Consider the following 18,317-nt stretch of genomic DNA (forward strand, 5'->3'; position numbering starts at 1 on the left):
CAACTCATGAAGAACATTCGAAACTATTCATTGCTGCTGCTGGCGGCGGCGGGCGCCGCCTTTACGGCCCCGCCCCGCAAGATGCGGGTGTTCCTGGTGGGCGATTCCACCATGTCCGAGAAACAACGGAAAGCCTATCCCGAAATGGGGTGGGGCATGATGTTTACCAAATTCGTGGACACCGCCACCACCGTGGTGTACAATACGGCCCAGAACGGGCGCAGCACCCGCACCTTTTTGGAAGAAAAACGATGGGCGCCGATCCTGGACAGCCTGCAGGAAGGCGACGTGGTGCTGATCCAGTTCGGCCACAACGACGAGGTGCCGACCAAGCCCCAGGCAACCACCGAAAAGGAGTTCCAGAAAAACCTGGCCCGCTACGTGGATGAGGCCCGGGCGAAGAAGGCCGTGCCGGTGCTGATCACCCCCGCCGCCCGGCGCAGCTTCGATGCCGCCGGCAAGGTGCAGGATACCCATAAGGTGTATGCCGAGCTGGTACGCAAGGTCGCCCGCAAAAAAAAGGTGCCCCTGGTGGAGCTGGACCGCAAGAGCCAGGCCCTGCTGCAGTCCTACGGTCCCGGGGCGTCCAAATACCTGTTCAACCACCTGAAGCCGGGAGAGCATCCCAACTACCCCGCCGGCAAGACCGACGACACCCACTTCAGCGAGCTGGGCGCCCGCAAAATGGCGGAGATCGTTTACGCCGAGCTGAAAGCGCTGAACCCGGCCGGCCTGGCAGATCATTTTTTTAAACCTGCACCTAAAAAGTAAGTATCGCCTTTATGCGCATCCTGAATAAAATTGCTGCCCTGTCCCTGGTCCTGTTCCTCTGTTCTTTTATGTACAGGGCCGATAAGATCACCATTTACCTGATCGGCGATTCCACCGTTTGCACACAGCCCGTATCGCAGGCGCCGGTGACCGGCTGGGGCACGCCCTTCGCCGTTTTTTTCGATGAGACGGTAACGGTAGAGAACCATGCCCGCGGCGGCCGCAGCACCCGCACCTTTATCAGCGAGAACCGCTGGCAGCCCGTGGCCGATGCCCTTAAACCGGGCGACTACGTATTCATGCAGTTCGGCCATAACGACGAAGCCAAAGAAGAGCGGTATAAAGACCGCTACACCGCGCCGGAAGACTACCGCGCCAACCTGCTGCGGTTCATTGCCGAAACGAGGGCCAAAGGGGCGAAGCCCGTGCTGGTAACCCCCGTGTCGCGGCGCCGCTTCAGCAAAGAGGGCAAGACGGAAGAAACCCATATCGAATACTCCAAAGTGATGGCGGAGGTCGCCGCCGCGCAACAGGTGCCCCTGGTGGACCTCGACACCCGCAGCCGCCAATTGTATGATGCCTTCGGGGTAGAGCATTCGAAGCTCCTGTTCAACATATCCGAGCCGGGTACGAACCCGCAATTCCCCGACGGCGTCAACGACAACACGCATTTTAGCGAGTACGGCGCCCGCCTGCTGGCGGAGCTGGTGCTCGACGAAATGAAAAAATTGCACCTCGACCTGCTGGAACGGGTGGTGCAACCGGCAGTCAAATAATTTACCTTCGGCCAAACCTTTATTAGCTTAATTATTTTATGTTCAGATCATTCCTCGCTACACTGTTGCTTGTATGCAGTTTCGTGCAGGGCGCTTTTGCCCAGCAAACCTATCCCGCTACGCTGACCGTTGCCCAGGATGGCAGTGGAAATTACCGCACCATCCAGGAGGCGGTCAATTCCGTTCGCGACCTGGGCCAGCAGCGGGTCCGCATCTTTATCAAAAAAGGTATTTATAAGGAAAAGCTGGTGATCCCTTCCTGGAAAACGGCTATTTCCCTCATCGGTGAGAGCGCCGAATCCACCATCATCACCGGGGGCGATTTTTCCGGCAGGCCGGTGCCCGCGGGCAAGGACGGCTTCGGGCTGGAGAAGTTTTCCACCTACACTTCCTACACCGTGCTGGTACAGGGCAATGACGTGGTGCTCGAGAACCTGACCATCGAAAATACCGCCGGCCGCGTGGGCCAGGCCGTAGCCCTGCATGTGGAAGGCGACCGCTTCCAGGCCCGCAACTGCCGCATCCTCGGCAACCAGGATACCCTGTACACCGCCAAGGAGGAAAGCCGCCAGTTGTACGACAGCTGCTACGTGGAGGGCACCACCGATTTTATCTTCGGCGAAGCCACCTGCGTGTTTCGCAACTGCACCATCAAGAGCCTGACGAACTCCTACATCACCGCTTCCGCCCAACGGCAGGCACAAAAATTCGGCTACGTATTCTTCGACTGTAAGCTGGTGGCCGCTCCCGAAGCACAGAAGGTGTTCCTGGGAAGACCCTGGCGTTCCTACGCCAAAACGGTGTTCATCCGTACCGACATGGGCGCGCACATCGTGCCCGAGGGCTGGCATCCCTGGCCCGGCGACAAGATGTTCCCCAACAAGGAAAAGACCGCTTATTATGCCGAGTACGACAGCCGCGGCGCCGGCGGCGACCGTTCCAGGCGCGTAGCCTGGTCGAAGCAGCTGTCCAAAAAACAGGTGAAAAAATACACCCTCGAAAACATCTTTGCCGGCCCCGACCAATGGGATGGTACCGCAGTGAACCAGTAACCGTTGACGTAAAGTAACCGCTACATGAAATTCCTATTTGCCTTACTAATGGCGCTGCCGATAATGGTTAGCGCACAGGAGATTCCCCGGGATACGTCCTTTACGGTCTGGGGCACCTTCCAGAAGGAGCGCAAGGCCCGCCCCTATATTCAAATAGCGCAGCCGGCAAAATTGAAAGGCGTGAAAAGCCGCGAGAACGTGGTGTACAGCACGTTGGGCAACCGCAAGCTGCTGGCCGATGTGTATTATCCCAGGAAGAAATCGAAGAAAGGTTATCCCGGCGTGGTGATGATCTTCGGCGGCGGCTGGCGCTCCGGCGATAAATCGCAGAACGTGCCCCTGGCGCAACAGCTGGCGGCGAAGGGCTACGTGGCCGTGACCATCGAATACCGCCTGTCGCTGGAGGCGCCTTATCCCGCCGCGGTGCAGGATATCAAAACGGCCATCCGCTGGCTGCGGGCCCATGCCCGGGACTACGGGCTGGATACGACGAAGATCGCCACCCTGGGCATGTCGGCCGGCGGGCAGCTGGCTACCCTGGCAGGCACCACCAACGGTTTCGAAAAGTACGAGGGCGTGGGCGGCTATCCCGAACGTTCCAGCGATGTGCAGGCGATCGTAAATATCGATGGCACACTTTCGTTTCACCATTCCGAATCGGTGGAAGGCAAGGCTTCCATGGATTTCCTGGGCGGCACCTACGAGCAGAAGCGCGAAGTATGGGAGGAAGCTTCCCCCCTGGACCATGCCGGCAAAAACACGCCGCCCATCATCTTCATCAACAGTTCCCTTCCCCGCTTCCATGCGGGCCGCGACGATATGATCAAGATCCTGGACCAGCACGGCATCTACCACGAACAACATACCCTGCCCGACACGCCGCATCCCTTCTGGTTCTTCCATCCCTGGTTCGAGCCTTTGGTGAATTATACCGTGGGTTTTTTGGATAAGGTATTCGACCAGACTAAAGGTAATTCCCACAAATAAGAAGAATTATGTGGGCCTAAACAGAAACGCCTTTTCCATACCGGGAAAGGCGTTTCTGTTGTAGGTGTTTAGTATTAGTAGCCAGTAGGGTAAGTTGCTGGTTTGGGCACCCCTCTCCATGTGGAGAGGGGCCGGGGGTGAGGCCCGGGGGTGAGGTTTTTTTCCCCTCTTTTTAGGGGTATAGGCCGGTTTTGCGTCTACATTGTATAAACATGACACAATGAGCCTGCACGAATTTGATCAACTGCTCCGGAAATATCTTTTAGGCCAGTGTACTGCCCCCGAAGAACAGGAAGTTCAGGAGTGGTACGGGAAACTGGCGGCGGAGAGCGCCCTGGAGCTGTCTGACCAGGAACGGTACCATCTGGAGGAAAGGATGTGGCCGCTGATCCTGGCCGGGATCGGGGAAGCGCCCCGGCAGGTCTCCGGCGGGCAGGCAGCGCCCTTCGGCTCCGTCCGCTTCATTCGTATGGCAGTGGCCGCCTGCCTGGTGGTGCTGGTCAGCCTCGGCCTGTATTTCCTGCTGCCCTTCATCCGCCTCGACCAGTCGCTGTCCCAGCTGGGCGTGCCGGAAGGCTACCGCCGCTTTGCCAATGAAGGAAAAGCCGCCCGGGCCGTCCACCTGTCCGACGGGTCCGTGGTGACCCTGGATCCCAAGGCCTCCCTTTACTTCCCCGACGCTTTCCGGGAAAAATCCCGCGACGTGTACCTGGCCGGCAATGCGTTCTTCCAGGTATCGCCCCGCCCCGGCAACCGCTTTGTCGTGCATGCCGACGAAGGACTGCTGGCCGAAGTGCTGGGAACTTCTTTCTATATGCACCAGGACCGCCCCTCCAAACAGGTAGAGATTTCGGTGGTGAGCGGCAAGGTATGGGTGCATGAAGGTCCTAAACCCGCCACCCTGCCCGTGCGGCAGGTAGTGCTGGCCCCCAACCAGAAAGTGGTGTATGCCGCCGGCCGTAAAGAACTGGTGGCCGCCCTGGCCGACGAGCCGAAGCTGTTGCCGGGTGTGGACCACCGCTTTGATTTCGAAGAAACGCTGCTGGGCAACGTGCTGCAATCCCTGAGCAAGGCCTACGGCATCGTCATCTCCACAGCGGACAAGAACCTGGCCGGCTGCCATTTTACCGGCGACCTTACCCGCCAGGGACTGTACGACAAACTCCGCATCATCTGCCTCTCCACCGGCTCCAGCTTCCAGGTGATCGGCACTTCCATCGTGCTGACAGGCGCCGGTTGCCCCTAAGCGCCCACGCCCGGAAAAGTTCTTATTCTTCCCCTGCTTTAATCTGTCCGCCCGTTCATCAGGGTAAGGGCCGCTTCCGAAAGAAATTGAGCGCCCTGCCGGATGCAGCCTTCATGAACGATCATCTTCGGGTGGTGCAGGAAATAACATTCATCGGCCTCGTTGCGGGCACCCAGCCAGTAAAACATGGAAGGCACCTTCCGCGAATAAAAGGCGAAATCCTCGCCTGCCAGCAACGCTTCCGTTTCCAGCACGTTCTCTTTACCGAACACCCCTTGCAACGCCGGTTCCAGTTGCCGGTGCAGCTCTTTGTCATTGAGCAGGCTCGGGTAGTCGAGCAGGTACTCCAGTTCCACCAAGGCGCCAAAGGTGGCGGCGATGCCTTCGGTGACGGTCTTCAGCCGCTTCTTTATCTGCTCGTAGGTGGCGAGGTCCAGCGCCCGGATCGTGCCTTCCAGCACCACTTTGTCCGCGACGATATTCGGTGCCACGCCGCCGTTGATCATCGTAAAGGAAAGCACCGCCGGCTCCACGGGGTTGGTAAACCGCGAAACGATCGCCTGCGCCCCCTGTACCAGGCTGCTGGCAATATAAATGGCATCCACTGCCAGGTGAGGAGCGGCGCCCGCATGCCCCGCTTTCCCGTGAATGGTTATCCGGAAAAAGTTGGCGCAGGCCAGGGCTTGTCCCAGCTTGCAGGCGATCTGACCTACCGGCAGCAGCGTGTGTACATGCAGGCCCAGGGCAAAGTGGACGCCTTCCAGCTCGCCCGCCTCCACCATCCGCTGCCCGCCCGATTTTCCTTCGGGGTCGTTGTTGTTGCCTTCTTCCGATGGCTGGAAAATGAATTTCACCGTGCCGTTGAATTCCTGCCGCTGCAGCAGGTGGGCGGCGCCGAGCAGCATGGTGGTGTGCACGTCATGGCCGCAGGCATGCATCTTTCCCGCGATGCGGGAGTGAAATTCCAGTCCCGTTTCTTCCTGTATGGGCAGGGCGTCCATGTCGGCCCGCAGCGCGATGCAAGGGCCGCTGCCTTTGGTCAGCGTGGCGATCACGCCCGTCTTTGCGATGCCCGGGCGGTAGGGGATGCCCAGTGCTTCCAGTTCTTTACATACGAGGCCCGCGGTATGGTGTTCTTCATATCCCAGTTCGGGGTGCTGGTGGAGGTTTCTCCTGATTGAGAGGAGGCGTTGATAGAGTTCCTGTTCCATTTCGGCTAAAATTATGTTTTTTGCAGCTTGTAAAACCAACGGGGAATTTCAATATGAATACAGCCATCAGCCTTCAGGATATTCGCCTGCGCACCGGGTTGCAGCCCGGCGACATCGGGTACATCGCTTATTTGCATGCCCGCCTCTATGCCGCCGAATGCGGCTACGGTCTCAACTTCGAACACTATGTATTAAAAGGACTGCTGGAGTTTTCCGGTCGGTACGATCCCGCAAAGGACCGGGTGTGGATCTGCGAGCATGGCGAGCGCATCATAGGCTGCCTGGCAGCGATGCACCGGGGCGGCGACCAGGTACAGTTCCGGTATTTTATTTTTTTACCCGAATACCGCGGCATTGGCCTGGGCAAAAAGCTGATGCAGGAATTCCTGGCGTATATGCACGAGCGGCATTACCGCAGGGCCTATTTATGGACCACAAATGAACAGGAGGCGGCCATTGCCTTATACACCCGCTTTGGCTTTGTGCTGACCGAAGAAAAGCCGTCTGATGCGTTCGATAAACCCCTGGTGGAAAGAAGATATGACCTTTTTATTGCCGGGTAAAAATCGCTGAAATAGGCCATGGTAGGGCATTTTCGGGGGTGGGGGACGGTCCCCGGGAGGCCTTGTGAAATTTTTTTTATTTTTTTTTAGGGGTCGGGGGATTTTGATACGTCTATATCTTAAAGACGACGATTATGAACGGGCAGCCATATGAACCTCCATTCCCATCGCCTTCCGCCCGAGCGGGACCTTGAAGAAAAGCGGCAGTACGATAAGTTCGCGGACAGAACAAGCGCCGGTTCTATCCAGGTTGCAACCATTTAATGAACACAGAAATAATGTGATCATGAAACAGAATACTCACCATATCCCCACTATTCTGATTATCGACCGCGATGAGGATGATTGCCTATTCTTCAAAGAAGCCATAACAGAAGTTTCTCCTGGTACCAAAGTCGTTTTCTGGAAAGGAAAAGAATGCATTTGGGAATTGATCAAGCTGGTTTGTCCTACCCTGATTTTCATTGAATGTAAACTGCCGGGAGAAAACGGGATCGACCGTTTGCGGCAGCTCAAGGAACACCCCGATTTTCGGGCCATACCGGTGGTAGCCTGGAGCACCGGAAGGCTGGGCCCGGTAGTGACCGAAGCCTACGCGGCCGGGGCGCAGTTGTACCTGGAAAAACCCTGGGAAATAAAAGTGTGGGTCAATAAGGTGCGGATGATCGTACACCAGTTCCATAAAGGAAAGCCGGTTTTTTTACAACCGGCCAGAAATGCTTATGCACCCGAGTTGCCGAAAGCTACTGTACCTATGCAGGACGAAGATTCCATACCTGCCGTTCAGATCGCCTGAACCTAGAAATTGCTAACGTATGACAAACACCCGCCCCGGTCCCGCTTTAAGCGAGACCGGGGCATTTTTATTTAGGACCTGGGGGTCTTCTTTTGCCGCATTAGGGATTTCAAAAGGATATAATCCCCCACCGGTCAATGATTCTGCATCCGCATGCGGAAAATGATTGGGAATTGCTTTATCTTGTTTCCACGGTGCTTTTCATTCAGAACCGGCTATACTCTTCCATATGTCGTACGCTTTACTGGGTGATGATAACTTGTTGTATGCCTTCAAGCAGGGCGAGGTAGGTGCCTTCGAGGAGATCTACAAGCGCTACTGTTTCAAGCTGTACTGCATCGCTTACAAGCAGACCTCGTCGCAGCACGAGTCCGAGGAGATCGTCCAGAACCTGTTCGTCAAGATCTGGAACAACCGCGAGACCTCCGTCATCAAGGACCTGGGGCCGTACCTGGTGATCTCCCTGCGCAATATGATCATTGATTATATCCGCAAAAAAGTCAGCGAGCGGAAGCTCAAGGCCTCGATCGACATTTCGGAGGCGACCAATTCCACCGAAGACGAGCTGAACCGGGCCCAGCTGCTCAATACCATCGAGAACGTGCTGGAAGAGCTGCCCGAAAAGACCCGGGAGGTGTTTAAGCTGAGCCGCTACGAGCACAAATCCGTCCGGGAAATTGCCGGCCTGCTCGACCTGACCGAAAAGGCGGTGGAATATCATATCACCAAGTCCATCAAGCTGTTGCGCCAGTACCTGAAAACCTACCTGGGGGCCCTGGTGCTGCTGTTGCAGTTGCCGGCCGGGCTCGCCGGAAAGGCGGAAAACAGGGCGCCGGAAAACGCAATCTGCAGAACTGAGGCAATTCGCTTATATTCGTGTAAGGTTCTTCCCGGGAAAAAACTGGCAAAATTGCCAATTATTTTTTCCGGAGCTTTAGGGGATGAGGCTCTTTCAGCGTCTATAATATATAGGCGTCACTCTTTAAAGTTTACCACATGAGCCAAAAAGAATTTGATCACCTGCTACAGCAATATCTTGCGGGCAAAACCAGCCCGGAAGAGGAAGAAAAAGTGCTGGAGTGGTACGAGCAACTGCTGGGGGCCAGCCACCCGGATCTGTCCGGAGTGCAGGAACAGCAACAACACATCGAGGAAAAGATCTGGCCGGGCATCCTGGCCAACCTGGAACAACCCGCTGTGCCTGCCCCGGGCAAGGTGGTTCGCTTGAAGCGGTTCTCCGTTCTTCGGCTAGCCGTTGCCGCCTGTCTCATCCTGCTGGCCGGTATTGGCCTGTATTTCTTCACTTTCCTGCGCGATTCGGATCGCTCCGGCCTGGGTGTGCCGCAGGGTTACCTCGGTTACTCCAACAAGGACCAGCAGGCTAAAGTCGTTCGACTGGCCGACGGGTCTTCCGTTACGCTGCAGCCGCAGGCCACCCTGTATTACCCCGAAGATTTTGCCGGAAAGACCAGGGACGTTTACCTGAAGGGCGATGCCTTCTTTTCCGTTCACCGCAACCCCGCACAGCACTTCATCGTGCATTCCGGCGAGGACCTGCTGACCGAAGTACTGGGCACCAGTTTCCATGTACGGCAGCAGCCAAAGGCCGGCCGCATCGAAGTGGCGGTGGTGACCGGTAAAGTATGGGTGCGCCGCGACAGCAAAAACGAACCGTCGACCAAGGCAGCGGCCGGTGTGGTGCTCACGCCCAACCAAAAGGCTGTGTATTCCGCCGCCCGTACCGAACTGGTAGCCTTGCTGGCCGATGAGCCGGGCTTGCTGCCGGGTACGGACAATGCCTTCGTGTTCGCCGACGCACCCCTTACAACGGTGCTGGAAACCCTGCAACAGGCGTACGGGATCGACATTACGGCGGAAAACAACGCCCTGAAGAAATGCCACTTTACCGGTGACCTTACCCGGCAGGGATTGTACGATAAACTCCGCATCATCTGCGAGTCTACCGGTACATCTTACCAGGTGCAGGGAACGGCTATCGTAGTAAAAGGAAAAGGCTGCCTCCGGTAATAGAGGCAGCACCCACAAGGAGCGATTGGCGACTGCAGTCAGAAAGCAGCCGTGCAACGGAAAGGCCCCGGAAGAACTCTTGAAACGATAACGACCCCATGGCCGGAAACGGCTTCAGGTCGGCACATTCAATAATGAGTACGGTCCTAAACTGTTGCAATGAGCGAAAAAAACTTTCTGCCTGCGCTTCCGCCAGCGCTCCTTTTCTTTTTTTTCCTGCTGGCCTTCTGCTGCAAAGCAGTAGGGCAGGACCTCCTGCAGCAACCCATTACGGTGGCTGCGGAAAATACCGAGCTCAGAAAAGTGCTGGACCTGGTGCAGGACCAGACCAACATAAAATTTACCTACAGCAGCGATTTTATCGGCGCGGGCAAGAAGGTCAGCTGCAACCTGCGCCATCAAAAGCTTGCCGTGTTCTTTGACGAAGTGCTGCTGCCCCTGGGCATCCGCTACCGGGTGATCGATAGCCGACAGGTGCTGCTGTTCCGGCCGCAGGTAGCGTCGCAGGGAGACGGCCTGTCCGTTCACCCGGCAGAAAAACCGGCCAAAAGGGTGGTGGCCATCGAAGTGAAAAGCCATGCCGGCCTGCCCCTGCCGGGCGTCAGCGTGGTGGAACGGGGCAGCGGCAACGGCATGCTGACGGATGCCAACGGCCGGTGCCGGATCACGGTAAAGCCCTCGGCCACCCTGCAATTCAGCCTGGTCGGCTACGTGAGCCGCGAAGTGCCGGTGGACAATAGCTCCGCCATTTCCCTTACCCTGGGCGAAGAGATCCGCTCCATCGATGAAGTCATTATCACGGGCGTGTTCGACCAGAGCCGCCGCATGGAGTCGGCGGTGGCCATCACTACCCTGAACGAATCCCTTCTCAGCAAGCAGGTTCCCGTCAGCACGGCGGATATCCTGCACAACGTGCCGGGCGTGTTTGTCAACTCCTCGCTGGGCGAGATCCGTAACATCGTTTATTCCCGGGGCGTGTCGGCCAATTCCACCGAGGCTGCTTTCGGCTACTACTATGTTTCCTTCCAGGAAGACGGCCTGCCCGTCACCAATGTTACCTTCAGCAATTTCGGTCCCGATTATTTCTGCCGGCCCGATGCCACCCTCAAACGGGTGGAAGCGGTACGGGCAGGTACTTCCTCCATCCTGGGGTCCAATGCCCCGGGCGGCATCTTCAACTATATTTCCAAAACGGGGGGCAAGGAGTTTGCCGGCCTGGCCCGGGCCCGGTACGGGATCGAGGGCGACGGCAACAGTTATTACCGCGCAGAGGTCAATATAGGCGGGCCGGTGAACCAGAACGGATGGTTTTATAATGCCGGCGGTTTTTACCGCTACAACCAGGGCGCCCGCTACGCCGGCTACCCGCTCAACAGGGGCGGGCAGTTCAAGGGCAACCTGGTCAAGGAATACAAAGGCGGGTCGCTGAAGTTTTTTGTAAAATACCTGAACGACCGTAACGGCTGGTTTGAAGTATTGCATGCCAAGGACTTTCACCATCCCCGCCGGGCACCCGGCGTCAAACAAACCGATACCTACCTGCTGCCGGACGCAGTGGCCACCTACCCGTTTTTAGAGCCGGGCAATACCCGGACCTTCGACCCCACCACCCTCACCCATTCGCGCGAGCTGGCCCTTGGCCTGCAGGCCCAGCATATGCTGGGGAAAGGCTGGAAGTTGATCAATAGCCTGAAGTTTTCCGATAAAAAGCAAAACTGGCAATCCAGCTCGCTGATCTACCCCCTGCCCGTAGACAGTCCGAACCTCTACAACCTACTGGGCACCCTGGGCCGGGCAGGCACCTACAGCTTCCGTGACCGGGCCACCGGCGCCGTGCTGGGACAGGCCTATTCGCCCGACGGGTATACGTTTTCCAAGGGGGCCTCCAACCTTCCCGGCGCGGGGGTCATACCCGGAGGGGTGTTGACCCAACTGGGCTATATCAACCAACCCAGGATCAAGGAGGTGATCGACCAGTTATTGATTTCCAAAAAGATCCGGAAAATGAACTTTACCGCCGGCGCATTCTTTGCCCATTCCTCCATCAGGCACATGCATACCCTGCCTGCCCTGGGTATCGGTACCATACAACACCGGCCGCACCTGCTCGACGTGACCCTGACCACCCCGGCCGGGCGGCAACTGCAGGTGACCAACGACCAGGGTTATGCCAACCTGGGCGGCATCCTGGAGCTCTACGAATACCGGGCAGTGCAGCACGACCAGGCGCTGTTTTTCGAGCACAGCTGGCAACTGCACCAGAAGCTAAAGCTGAACTGGGCCTTCCGCTTCGAGCAGATCCGGGTAGAGGGCAACAACCACATCGCCGACCCCAACCCCCGGGCTAATGATCCTGCCTATGGCGGAGCTGACGGCAACCCCGCCACCCTCTACGATAACCGGTTTTTTGTTCGAGGCGCTACCTATGCGTACGACAGGCGGGTCACTACCTTTTCGTATTCCTCGGGCCTGAACTACAAGATCAGCGACCATTTTGCGGTCTATGCCCGCTATTCGAAGGGGCAGAAAGCGCCCGACCTGAGCTATTATTTTTCCTATGACTCCCGCTTCAAGCTGGAGAACGACCGGCCCCGGCCCCAGCATACCGTTCAGGCAGAGGTGGGCCTGGTGGCCAAGCGCAACCGGAGCAGTTTGTTCGTGACGCCATTTTTCAGCCTGCTGCGCAATGTCGTGTTCAGCTATGCGCCTTTCGAAGATGGGGACCGCAGCCTGTACTTCCCCTTGCCCTTATACAACAGCATGCGCACCATCGGCGTCGAATGGGAAATGGACTGGCGGATTTTTACGCCCCTGCAGGTGCGGGCCATTGCCACCTTCCAGACGGCGAAAACCCTGAGCTGGAAAAACTGGGTGGCCAACGGTCCGGGCCGGCAGGACGACCAGATAAAGGACTATTCCGGCACCCGTGCCGACAACAATCCGAGGGTCATGCTGAACCTGACGCCCGCGTATACCACCGAAAAATACTATGGCCAGCTGTCCTGGAAGTTTATGGGCAACCGGCCGGGCAACATCCCGCAGACCGTCATGCTGCCGCAGTTCAGCCAGTTCGACCTGGGCGCCGGCTGGAACATTACTAAAAGATATGCCCTGGCCCTGAACATCAATAACCTGTTCAATTCGGAAGGGGTGATGAGCTGGGCGCCGCCAGGCGGTTATCCCACTGCCCTGGACCGGCAGGGTTTTACCCGCGACAAGCTGGAGGCCAACCTGAATGCGCCCTTCGGCATCATCTGCATCCAGCCCCGCTCGTACTTCCTGACGTTTTCATGTACGTTTTAACGCCTCACCCGCAATGGGCACGGTTCCACAGGCAGTCGAGGCCGTCGGTAAGCATGTGCAGGCAGAGGCCGATAGCGGGCAGGCGTAACCGTGGGAAAAACAGGCAAATGACGTAAACGGTGCAGGCTGCATAGCTGTGCAGGGGGTGAAAGCCCACACTGCACCGGCAGGGGTCGAAGATGGGAACGGCCAGCAGGTGGTCCAGGTCTACCAGCATGGTGGCCAGCAGCACCCCATACGCCTGCTTCCAGCGGTCCCTGTAGAAGGCATAGGCCACGAAGGCCGGGAAAATGAAATGCAGGAAATAATGTACGACGGTTTGCATGGCGTTGCGTGCAAAGAGACGAAAAAATCCTTTTTCTTTTGGAAGGGGTACCGTGGGTTGTTATAATCTGTACGCATATCCGATAACTAATAAGAATGACGCGGTGACCCCACCGGCCCGTACTTTCGGGTGGCAAATCACAGCCAGGCTAGTAAGCCGGGCTGGTTACCAGAAGCACAAAAACAAAAACGAATCCTCACATGATTCAGGCAAATGTTATCCCCCAAGCCGCCAGCGCGTTTACCGCACAACTGGAAAAAATATTTGTGACCGAGGAGCAGGTACCCGAAGCCTACGCGCTGCCGGGTGAGATCCACCAGCGCGAATACCTCTCCGATGGCGAGATGAAGCCCTGGAACGGCCCGGTACACGAAGTGTATTCCCCCATCTGCATCCGCACCGAAGAGGGCCTCAAACGCAAGCTCATCGGTACTTACCCCATCTGCACCCAGGAGGAGGCCACCCAAGCCCTCAACGCCGCCGTTCAGGCCTACAACAACGGCCGCGGCCAGTGGCCCACCATGAGCGTGGCCGAACGCATCAAATGCGTCGAGCAGTTCACCCACAAGATGATCCTCAAAAAGGACATCGTCGTCAAACTCATCATGTGGGAGATCGGCAAATCCTGGGCCGACTCCGTAAAAGAATTCGACCGCACCGTCGAGTACATCTATGCCACCATCGATGCGCTCAAGGACGTCGACCGCCAGAGCTCGCGCTTCCAGGTGGAGCAGGGCATCGTGGCCCAGATCCGCCGCTCGCCGCTGGGCGTGGTGCTGTGCATGGGACCGTTCAACTACCCGCTGAACGAAACCTTCACCACCCTCATCCCCGCCATCATCATGGGCAATACCGTGCTGTTCAAGCCGCCCAAGCACGGCACCCTGCTGCACTATCCTTTGCTGGAAGCGTTTAAGGAAGCGTTCCCCAAAGGCGTGGTCAACACCATCTACGGCCGGGGCCATGCCATCGTGCCGCAGCTGATGCAGTCGGGCAAGGTGGACGTGCTCACCCTGATCGGTTCTTCCAAGGTGGCCAACGAGCTCAAAAAGCTGCACCCCAAGGTGAACCGCCTGCGGGCTATTCTGGGCCTGGACGCCAAGAACGCGGCCATCATCACCCAAAATGCCGACCTGAAGCTGGCGGTTCAGGAAACCGTTACCGGTGCGTTGACCTTCAACGGCCAGCGCTGCACGGCTTTAAAGATTATCTACGTGCACCAGCGCATCGCCCAAGAGTTTCTGGAACTGCTGAAGGAAGCGGTAGGCAAGCTTCAATACGGCATGCCGTGGGAGAAGGGCGTCAGCCTGACGCCGCTGCCGGAGCCGGGCAAGCCCGCCTACCTGCAGGAGCTGATCGATGATGCCATCATCAACGGTGGACAGGTGGTGAACGAGAACGGGGGCGACAGCGTGGCTTCGTTCGTGTACCCGGCGATCGTGTACCCGGTCAATGACCGAATGAAGCTGTACCGCGAGGAGCAGTTCGGTCCGATCATCCCGGTGATCCCCTTCGAGGACCTCGAAGAGCCGATCCAGTACCTGATCGATTCGACGCACGGCCAGCAGGTGAGCATATTTTCCAACGATACCGAAGAAGTGGCCTCGATTATCGACCCGGTAGTGAACCAGGTGAGCCGGGTGAACATCAACTGCCAGTGCCAGCGGGGTCCGGACGTGTTTCCGTTTACGGGGCGCAAGGACAGTGCGGAAGGGACGTTGTCGGTGGTGGATGCGCTGCGGTCGTTTTCGATCCGTTCGCTGGTGGCCACGAAGCTGACCGAGCAGAACAAGCAGCTGATCAATGACATTGTGCACAGCGAAAGCTCGAACTTTTTGAGCACCCGTTATATTTTTTAAAATACTTCCCATCATCTTTTCAACGCCACCAGCCGAAAGCTGGTGGCGTTTTTGTTTTTATCTTACCTCACTCATTAACCCATAGGCATGAACCTGCACATAGAAAATCCCTCACGGCGCCATATATGCGCTACCTGTGGCACCCGTTATGCAGAAGACCGCTTCGACCCGGACCATTGCCTCGTATGCCTCGATGACCGACAGTACATCGGCGAGGGCGGACAAAGCTGGACCAGCCACGACGAGCTGGCAAAGACCCGCACCATCCGGTTCGCACGGTTGCAGGAGGGCTTGCTGGACCTGCGGATAGCACCCGCCTTTGCCATCGGCCAGCGGGCGCACCTGGTGCTGTCGCCTGCGGGCAATATTTTATGGGATTGCCTGCCTTTTCTGGATGCTCCCACGGTGGCCTACCTCCACTCCCTGGGCGGCCTCCGGGCCGTGACGATCTCGCATCCCCACTACTATGGCCTGATGACGGAATGGGCCCGGGCTTTCGACTGCCCGGTTTACCTGCACCAAAACGATGCGCAGTGGGTTATGGATCCCGACCCGCGGATCACCTTCTGGGAAGGAAAGGGAAAGACGCTTTGGGACGGCATCCGCATGGTGCATACCGCCGGCCATTTCCCCGGCAGCACCGTGCTGCATTTGCCCCATCATGGCCCAAGAGGCACCCTGCTGACCGGCGACAGCATTTTCGTGTCCCGCGACCGCAAACAGGTAGGCGCTATGTACAGCTATCCCAATTATATTCCCCTGGGCGCTGCCGCCATCAAGTACCTGGCGGAACAGGTGCGGCCCCTGGCCTTCGACAGCCTGCATGGCGCCTTTGACGGCCAGGATCTTCCCTCCGGGGCTTATGACATCTTTGCCCGCTCCATGGATAAGTATCTTCAAATTGTGAGCGATCCCCTTAAGTAAACGAAACTCCCAACTCAGGAATCCAGGAACTCTGGAACTAAACTCTGGACCTTTGGAACTCTGGAACTTACGTTCTACCTTCCCGCCTTATGAAACAGCTTGTATATGGCCTTATTGCCTGCTGCCTGCTCGCCAAAAGCGGCTACAGCCAGGAAGGCTCTTTAACGACTTCTGCCTTGCAACCTTTTCCGCTGACTTCCGTCCGACTGGCGGAAAGCCCGTTTAAGCAGGCCCAGCAAACCGATCTGCAGTATATTCTTTCCCTGGATCCCGACCGCCTGCTGGCGCCCTACCTGCGGGAAGCCGGCCTGGCGCCAAAGGCCAAGAGCTATCCCAACTGGGAGAATACCGGCCTTGACGGCCATATCGGCGGCCACTACCTCTCCGCCCTTTCCAACATGTGGGCCGCCACCAGCAGCCCCGCCGTGAAAAAGCGCCTCGACTACATGATCTCCGAGCTGGAGCGCTGCCAGAAAGCGGCCGGCAACGGCTATATCGGCGGCGTGCCCGGCGGAAAGGCGATGTGGGAGGAGGTGGCGGCCGGCAGGATCGATGCCGGCTCCTTTTCGCTGAACAAAAAATGGGTGCCCTGGTACAATATCCACAAGATCTATGCGGGCCTGGTGGACGCTTATAAAATAGGCGGCAACGCCAAAGCCAAAGAGCTGCTGGTACAGCTTTCCGACTGGTGCCTCGGGCTGACGAAAAACCTGTCCGACGAGCAGGTACAAACGATGCTGCGCTCCGAGCATGGCGGTATGAACGAAGTGTTTGCCGACGTGGCCGATATTACCGGCGATAAAAAATATTTGACGCTGGCACAGCGCTTCTCGCACCGCACCATCCTGAACCCGCTGCTGGAGCACAGGGACGCCCTCAACGGCATCCACGCCAATACCCAGATCCCCAAGGTCATCGGCTTTATCCGCGTGGCCGAAGCGGGCGGAGAGAAGTCCTGGGCCGATGCGGCGGACTATTTCTGGCAAACGGTGGTGGACCACCGCACCGTGTCCATCGGCGGCAACAGTGTGCGGGAACACTTCCACCCGGCCAACAATTTTTCCTCGATGGTGGAGTCGCCCGAAGGACCGGAAACCTGCAACTCCTACAACATGCTGAAGCTGACCAAGCACCTGTTCCTCGACCAGCCTTCGGTTCGCTACATGGATTACTATGAGCGCACGGTGTACAATCATATTCTTTCCTCGCAGCATCCCAGGGGCGGCTTCGTGTATTTTACGCCTATGCGGCCCCGTCATTACCGGGTGTACTCGCAGCCCGACCAGGGCATGTGGTGCTGCGTGGGCTCGGGCCTGGAAAACCACGGCAAGTACGGTGAGCTGATCTACGCCCACAAGGGCAGCGACCTGTATGTGAACCTGTTCATTCCTTCCACGCTGGTATGGAAGGAGGGAGGGCTGGCCCTGGTGCAAAGCACCCGCTTCCCGCAGGAAGAAGGCTCGACGCTGAAGCTGACGCTGAAAAAGCCCACTGCCTTTGCCCTGCACCTGCGCCGGCCCTCCTGGGTGAAAGGAGCGATGAAGGTGCTGGTGAACGGACAGGCCGTGCCCGTTTCCGCCGATAAAGAAGGGTATGTGTCGGTGCAGCGGCAGTGGAAAACCGGCGATGTGGTGCGCCTGTCCCTGCCCATGCAAACCAAAGCCGAAAAGCTGCCCGACGGCTCCAACTGGGTGTCGTTCGTGCACGGGCCGATCGTGCTTGCGGCCGTGACCGACAGCACGGACCTGAAGGGCCTGCGGGCCGACAGCAGCCGCATGGGCCATATCGCCGGCGGCCCGCTCTACCCGGTGCAGGACGCGCCGGTGCTGGTGACTTCGGGTACCGACTATGAAAAATACCTGCAGCCGGTTGCCGGCAAGCCCCTGACCTTCACGCTCTCGGGCCTGCAATCCAATCCATACAAAAACCTGAAGCTGGTGCCCTTTTACGGCATTCACGATGCCCGCTATATGGTGTACTGGCCGGTGTCCACGCCCGAAGAACTCCAAAAGCGGCAAGCCGCGATCCGCGAACAGGAAGCGGCCCGCCTGGCACTGGAAGCCCGCACGGCAGACCAGGTGGCGCCCGGCGAGCAGCAGCCCGAATCGGACCATTTTATCAAGGGCGAGAAAAGCGAGGCCGGCGTTTACCGCGACCGCCACTTCCGCCACGCCCCGGCCCCGGGCTGGTTCAGCTACGACCTCAAAAATGCGAACAGGGATGCCCGGATCCTTCGGGTCACTTATTTTGGTGGGGATAAGGGCCGCAGCTTCGATATTTCGGTGAACGGCACGGTGCTGAAAACCGAGCGGCTGGAAGACAAGGGCAATGCCTTTTACGACCTGGATTACGAACTGCCGGAGGCAGTGCGCAACAGCCCGGTGCTGACGGTGAAATTTGCCGCCCAGCCGGGCTCGGTGGCCGGCGGCATTTATTACGTACGCCTGCTGAAGTAAACGGTTGATTTCCTGATAAA

The 18,317-nt window shown here is 57.8% G+C and carries 15 protein-coding genes; 13 read left to right on the plus strand and 2 right to left on the minus strand.

All coding sequences use genetic code 11. From position 1 onward, the window contains the following. The first annotated feature begins 6 nt into the window (after positions 1–6). The 5 genes from V9K67_RS01990 (at position 7) to V9K67_RS02010 (ending at position 4,832) form a co-directional block, all read left to right on the plus strand. Positions 7–771, plus strand: coding sequence for a rhamnogalacturonan acetylesterase (locus tag V9K67_RS01990; protein ID WP_336719705.1), 765 nt, complete (start codon positions 7–9; stop codon positions 769–771). 11 nt (positions 772–782) lie between these two features. Next, on the plus strand, positions 783–1,547 hold the full coding sequence (locus V9K67_RS01995; protein ID WP_336719706.1) for a rhamnogalacturonan acetylesterase: 765 nt from the start codon (positions 783–785) through the stop codon (positions 1,545–1,547). A 38-nt stretch (positions 1,548–1,585) separates the two neighbouring features. Continuing rightward, positions 1,586–2,599 (plus strand): pectinesterase family protein, encoded by a 1,014-nt coding sequence (locus tag V9K67_RS02000; protein WP_336719707.1) that lies wholly within the window; start codon positions 1,586–1,588, stop codon positions 2,597–2,599. 24 nt (positions 2,600–2,623) lie between these two features. Continuing rightward, positions 2,624–3,586 carry an alpha/beta hydrolase fold domain-containing protein gene (locus tag V9K67_RS02005; RefSeq protein WP_336719709.1) on the plus strand — a complete coding sequence of 321 codons (963 nt, stop codon included), beginning with the start codon at positions 2,624–2,626 and terminating at the stop codon, positions 3,584–3,586. A gap of 220 nt (positions 3,587–3,806) precedes the next feature. Next, complete coding sequence (locus tag V9K67_RS02010) at positions 3,807–4,832, plus strand: FecR family protein (protein WP_336719711.1); 1,026 nt, start codon at positions 3,807–3,809, stop codon at positions 4,830–4,832. 38 nt (positions 4,833–4,870) lie between these two features. Here V9K67_RS02010 and V9K67_RS02015 read toward each other — a convergent pair whose 3' ends face one another. Further along, the gene (locus tag V9K67_RS02015) at positions 4,871–6,043 is read right to left on the minus strand and encodes a M20 metallopeptidase family protein (protein WP_336719712.1); all 1,173 of its coding nucleotides are present in this window, start codon (positions 6,041–6,043) and stop codon (positions 4,871–4,873) included. Between the two features lie 53 nt (positions 6,044–6,096). Here V9K67_RS02015 and V9K67_RS02020 point away from each other — a divergent pair, with 53 nt between their 5' ends. From V9K67_RS02020 to V9K67_RS02040, 5 genes are all read left to right on the plus strand, one after another. After that, positions 6,097–6,606, plus strand: coding sequence for a GNAT family N-acetyltransferase (locus V9K67_RS02020; protein ID WP_336719714.1), 510 nt, complete (start codon positions 6,097–6,099; stop codon positions 6,604–6,606). 286 nt (positions 6,607–6,892) lie between these two features. Continuing rightward, the gene (locus V9K67_RS02025) at positions 6,893–7,402 is read left to right on the plus strand and encodes a response regulator (protein WP_336719716.1); all 510 of its coding nucleotides are present in this window, start codon (positions 6,893–6,895) and stop codon (positions 7,400–7,402) included. A gap of 229 nt (positions 7,403–7,631) precedes the next feature. After that, the gene (locus V9K67_RS02030) at positions 7,632–8,402 is read left to right on the plus strand and encodes an RNA polymerase sigma-70 factor (protein WP_336719718.1); all 771 of its coding nucleotides are present in this window, start codon (positions 7,632–7,634) and stop codon (positions 8,400–8,402) included. Continuing rightward, positions 8,399–9,430 carry a FecR family protein gene (locus V9K67_RS02035; protein WP_336719720.1) on the plus strand — a complete coding sequence of 344 codons (1,032 nt, stop codon included), beginning with the start codon at positions 8,399–8,401 and terminating at the stop codon, positions 9,428–9,430. The genes V9K67_RS02030 and V9K67_RS02035 overlap by 4 nt, the downstream gene beginning before the upstream one ends. A 159-nt stretch (positions 9,431–9,589) precedes the next feature. After that, positions 9,590–12,733: a TonB-dependent receptor gene (locus V9K67_RS02040; RefSeq protein ID WP_336719722.1), complete on the plus strand. Its 3,144-nt coding sequence runs from the start codon at positions 9,590–9,592 to the stop codon at positions 12,731–12,733. Positions 12,734–12,737: 4 nt separating this feature from the next. On the opposite strand, the gene V9K67_RS02045 is transcribed toward V9K67_RS02040, so the two are convergent. Beyond that, complete coding sequence (locus V9K67_RS02045; RefSeq protein ID WP_336719724.1) at positions 12,738–13,058, minus strand: DUF6122 family protein; 321 nt, start codon at positions 13,056–13,058, stop codon at positions 12,738–12,740. A 200-nt stretch (positions 13,059–13,258) separates the two neighbouring features. Between V9K67_RS02045 and V9K67_RS02050 the strand changes: the two genes are divergently transcribed. From V9K67_RS02050 to V9K67_RS02060, 3 genes are all read left to right on the plus strand, one after another. Then, complete coding sequence (locus tag V9K67_RS02050; protein ID WP_336719726.1) at positions 13,259–14,917, plus strand: NADP-dependent glyceraldehyde-3-phosphate dehydrogenase; 1,659 nt, start codon at positions 13,259–13,261, stop codon at positions 14,915–14,917. Positions 14,918–15,004: 87 nt separating this feature from the next. After that, entirely contained in the window at positions 15,005–15,841 is an 837-nt protein-coding gene (locus V9K67_RS02055) for an MBL fold metallo-hydrolase (protein ID WP_336719727.1), read from the plus strand. 89 nt (positions 15,842–15,930) lie between these two features. After that, positions 15,931–18,297: a beta-L-arabinofuranosidase domain-containing protein gene (locus V9K67_RS02060; protein ID WP_336719728.1), complete on the plus strand. Its 2,367-nt coding sequence runs from the start codon at positions 15,931–15,933 to the stop codon at positions 18,295–18,297. The last annotated feature ends 20 nt before the right edge of the window (positions 18,298–18,317 follow it).

It is taken from the genome of Huijunlia imazamoxiresistens, assembly GCF_037132455.1.
GTDB lineage: Bacteria > Bacteroidota > Bacteroidia > Chitinophagales > Chitinophagaceae > Flavisolibacter > Flavisolibacter imazamoxiresistens.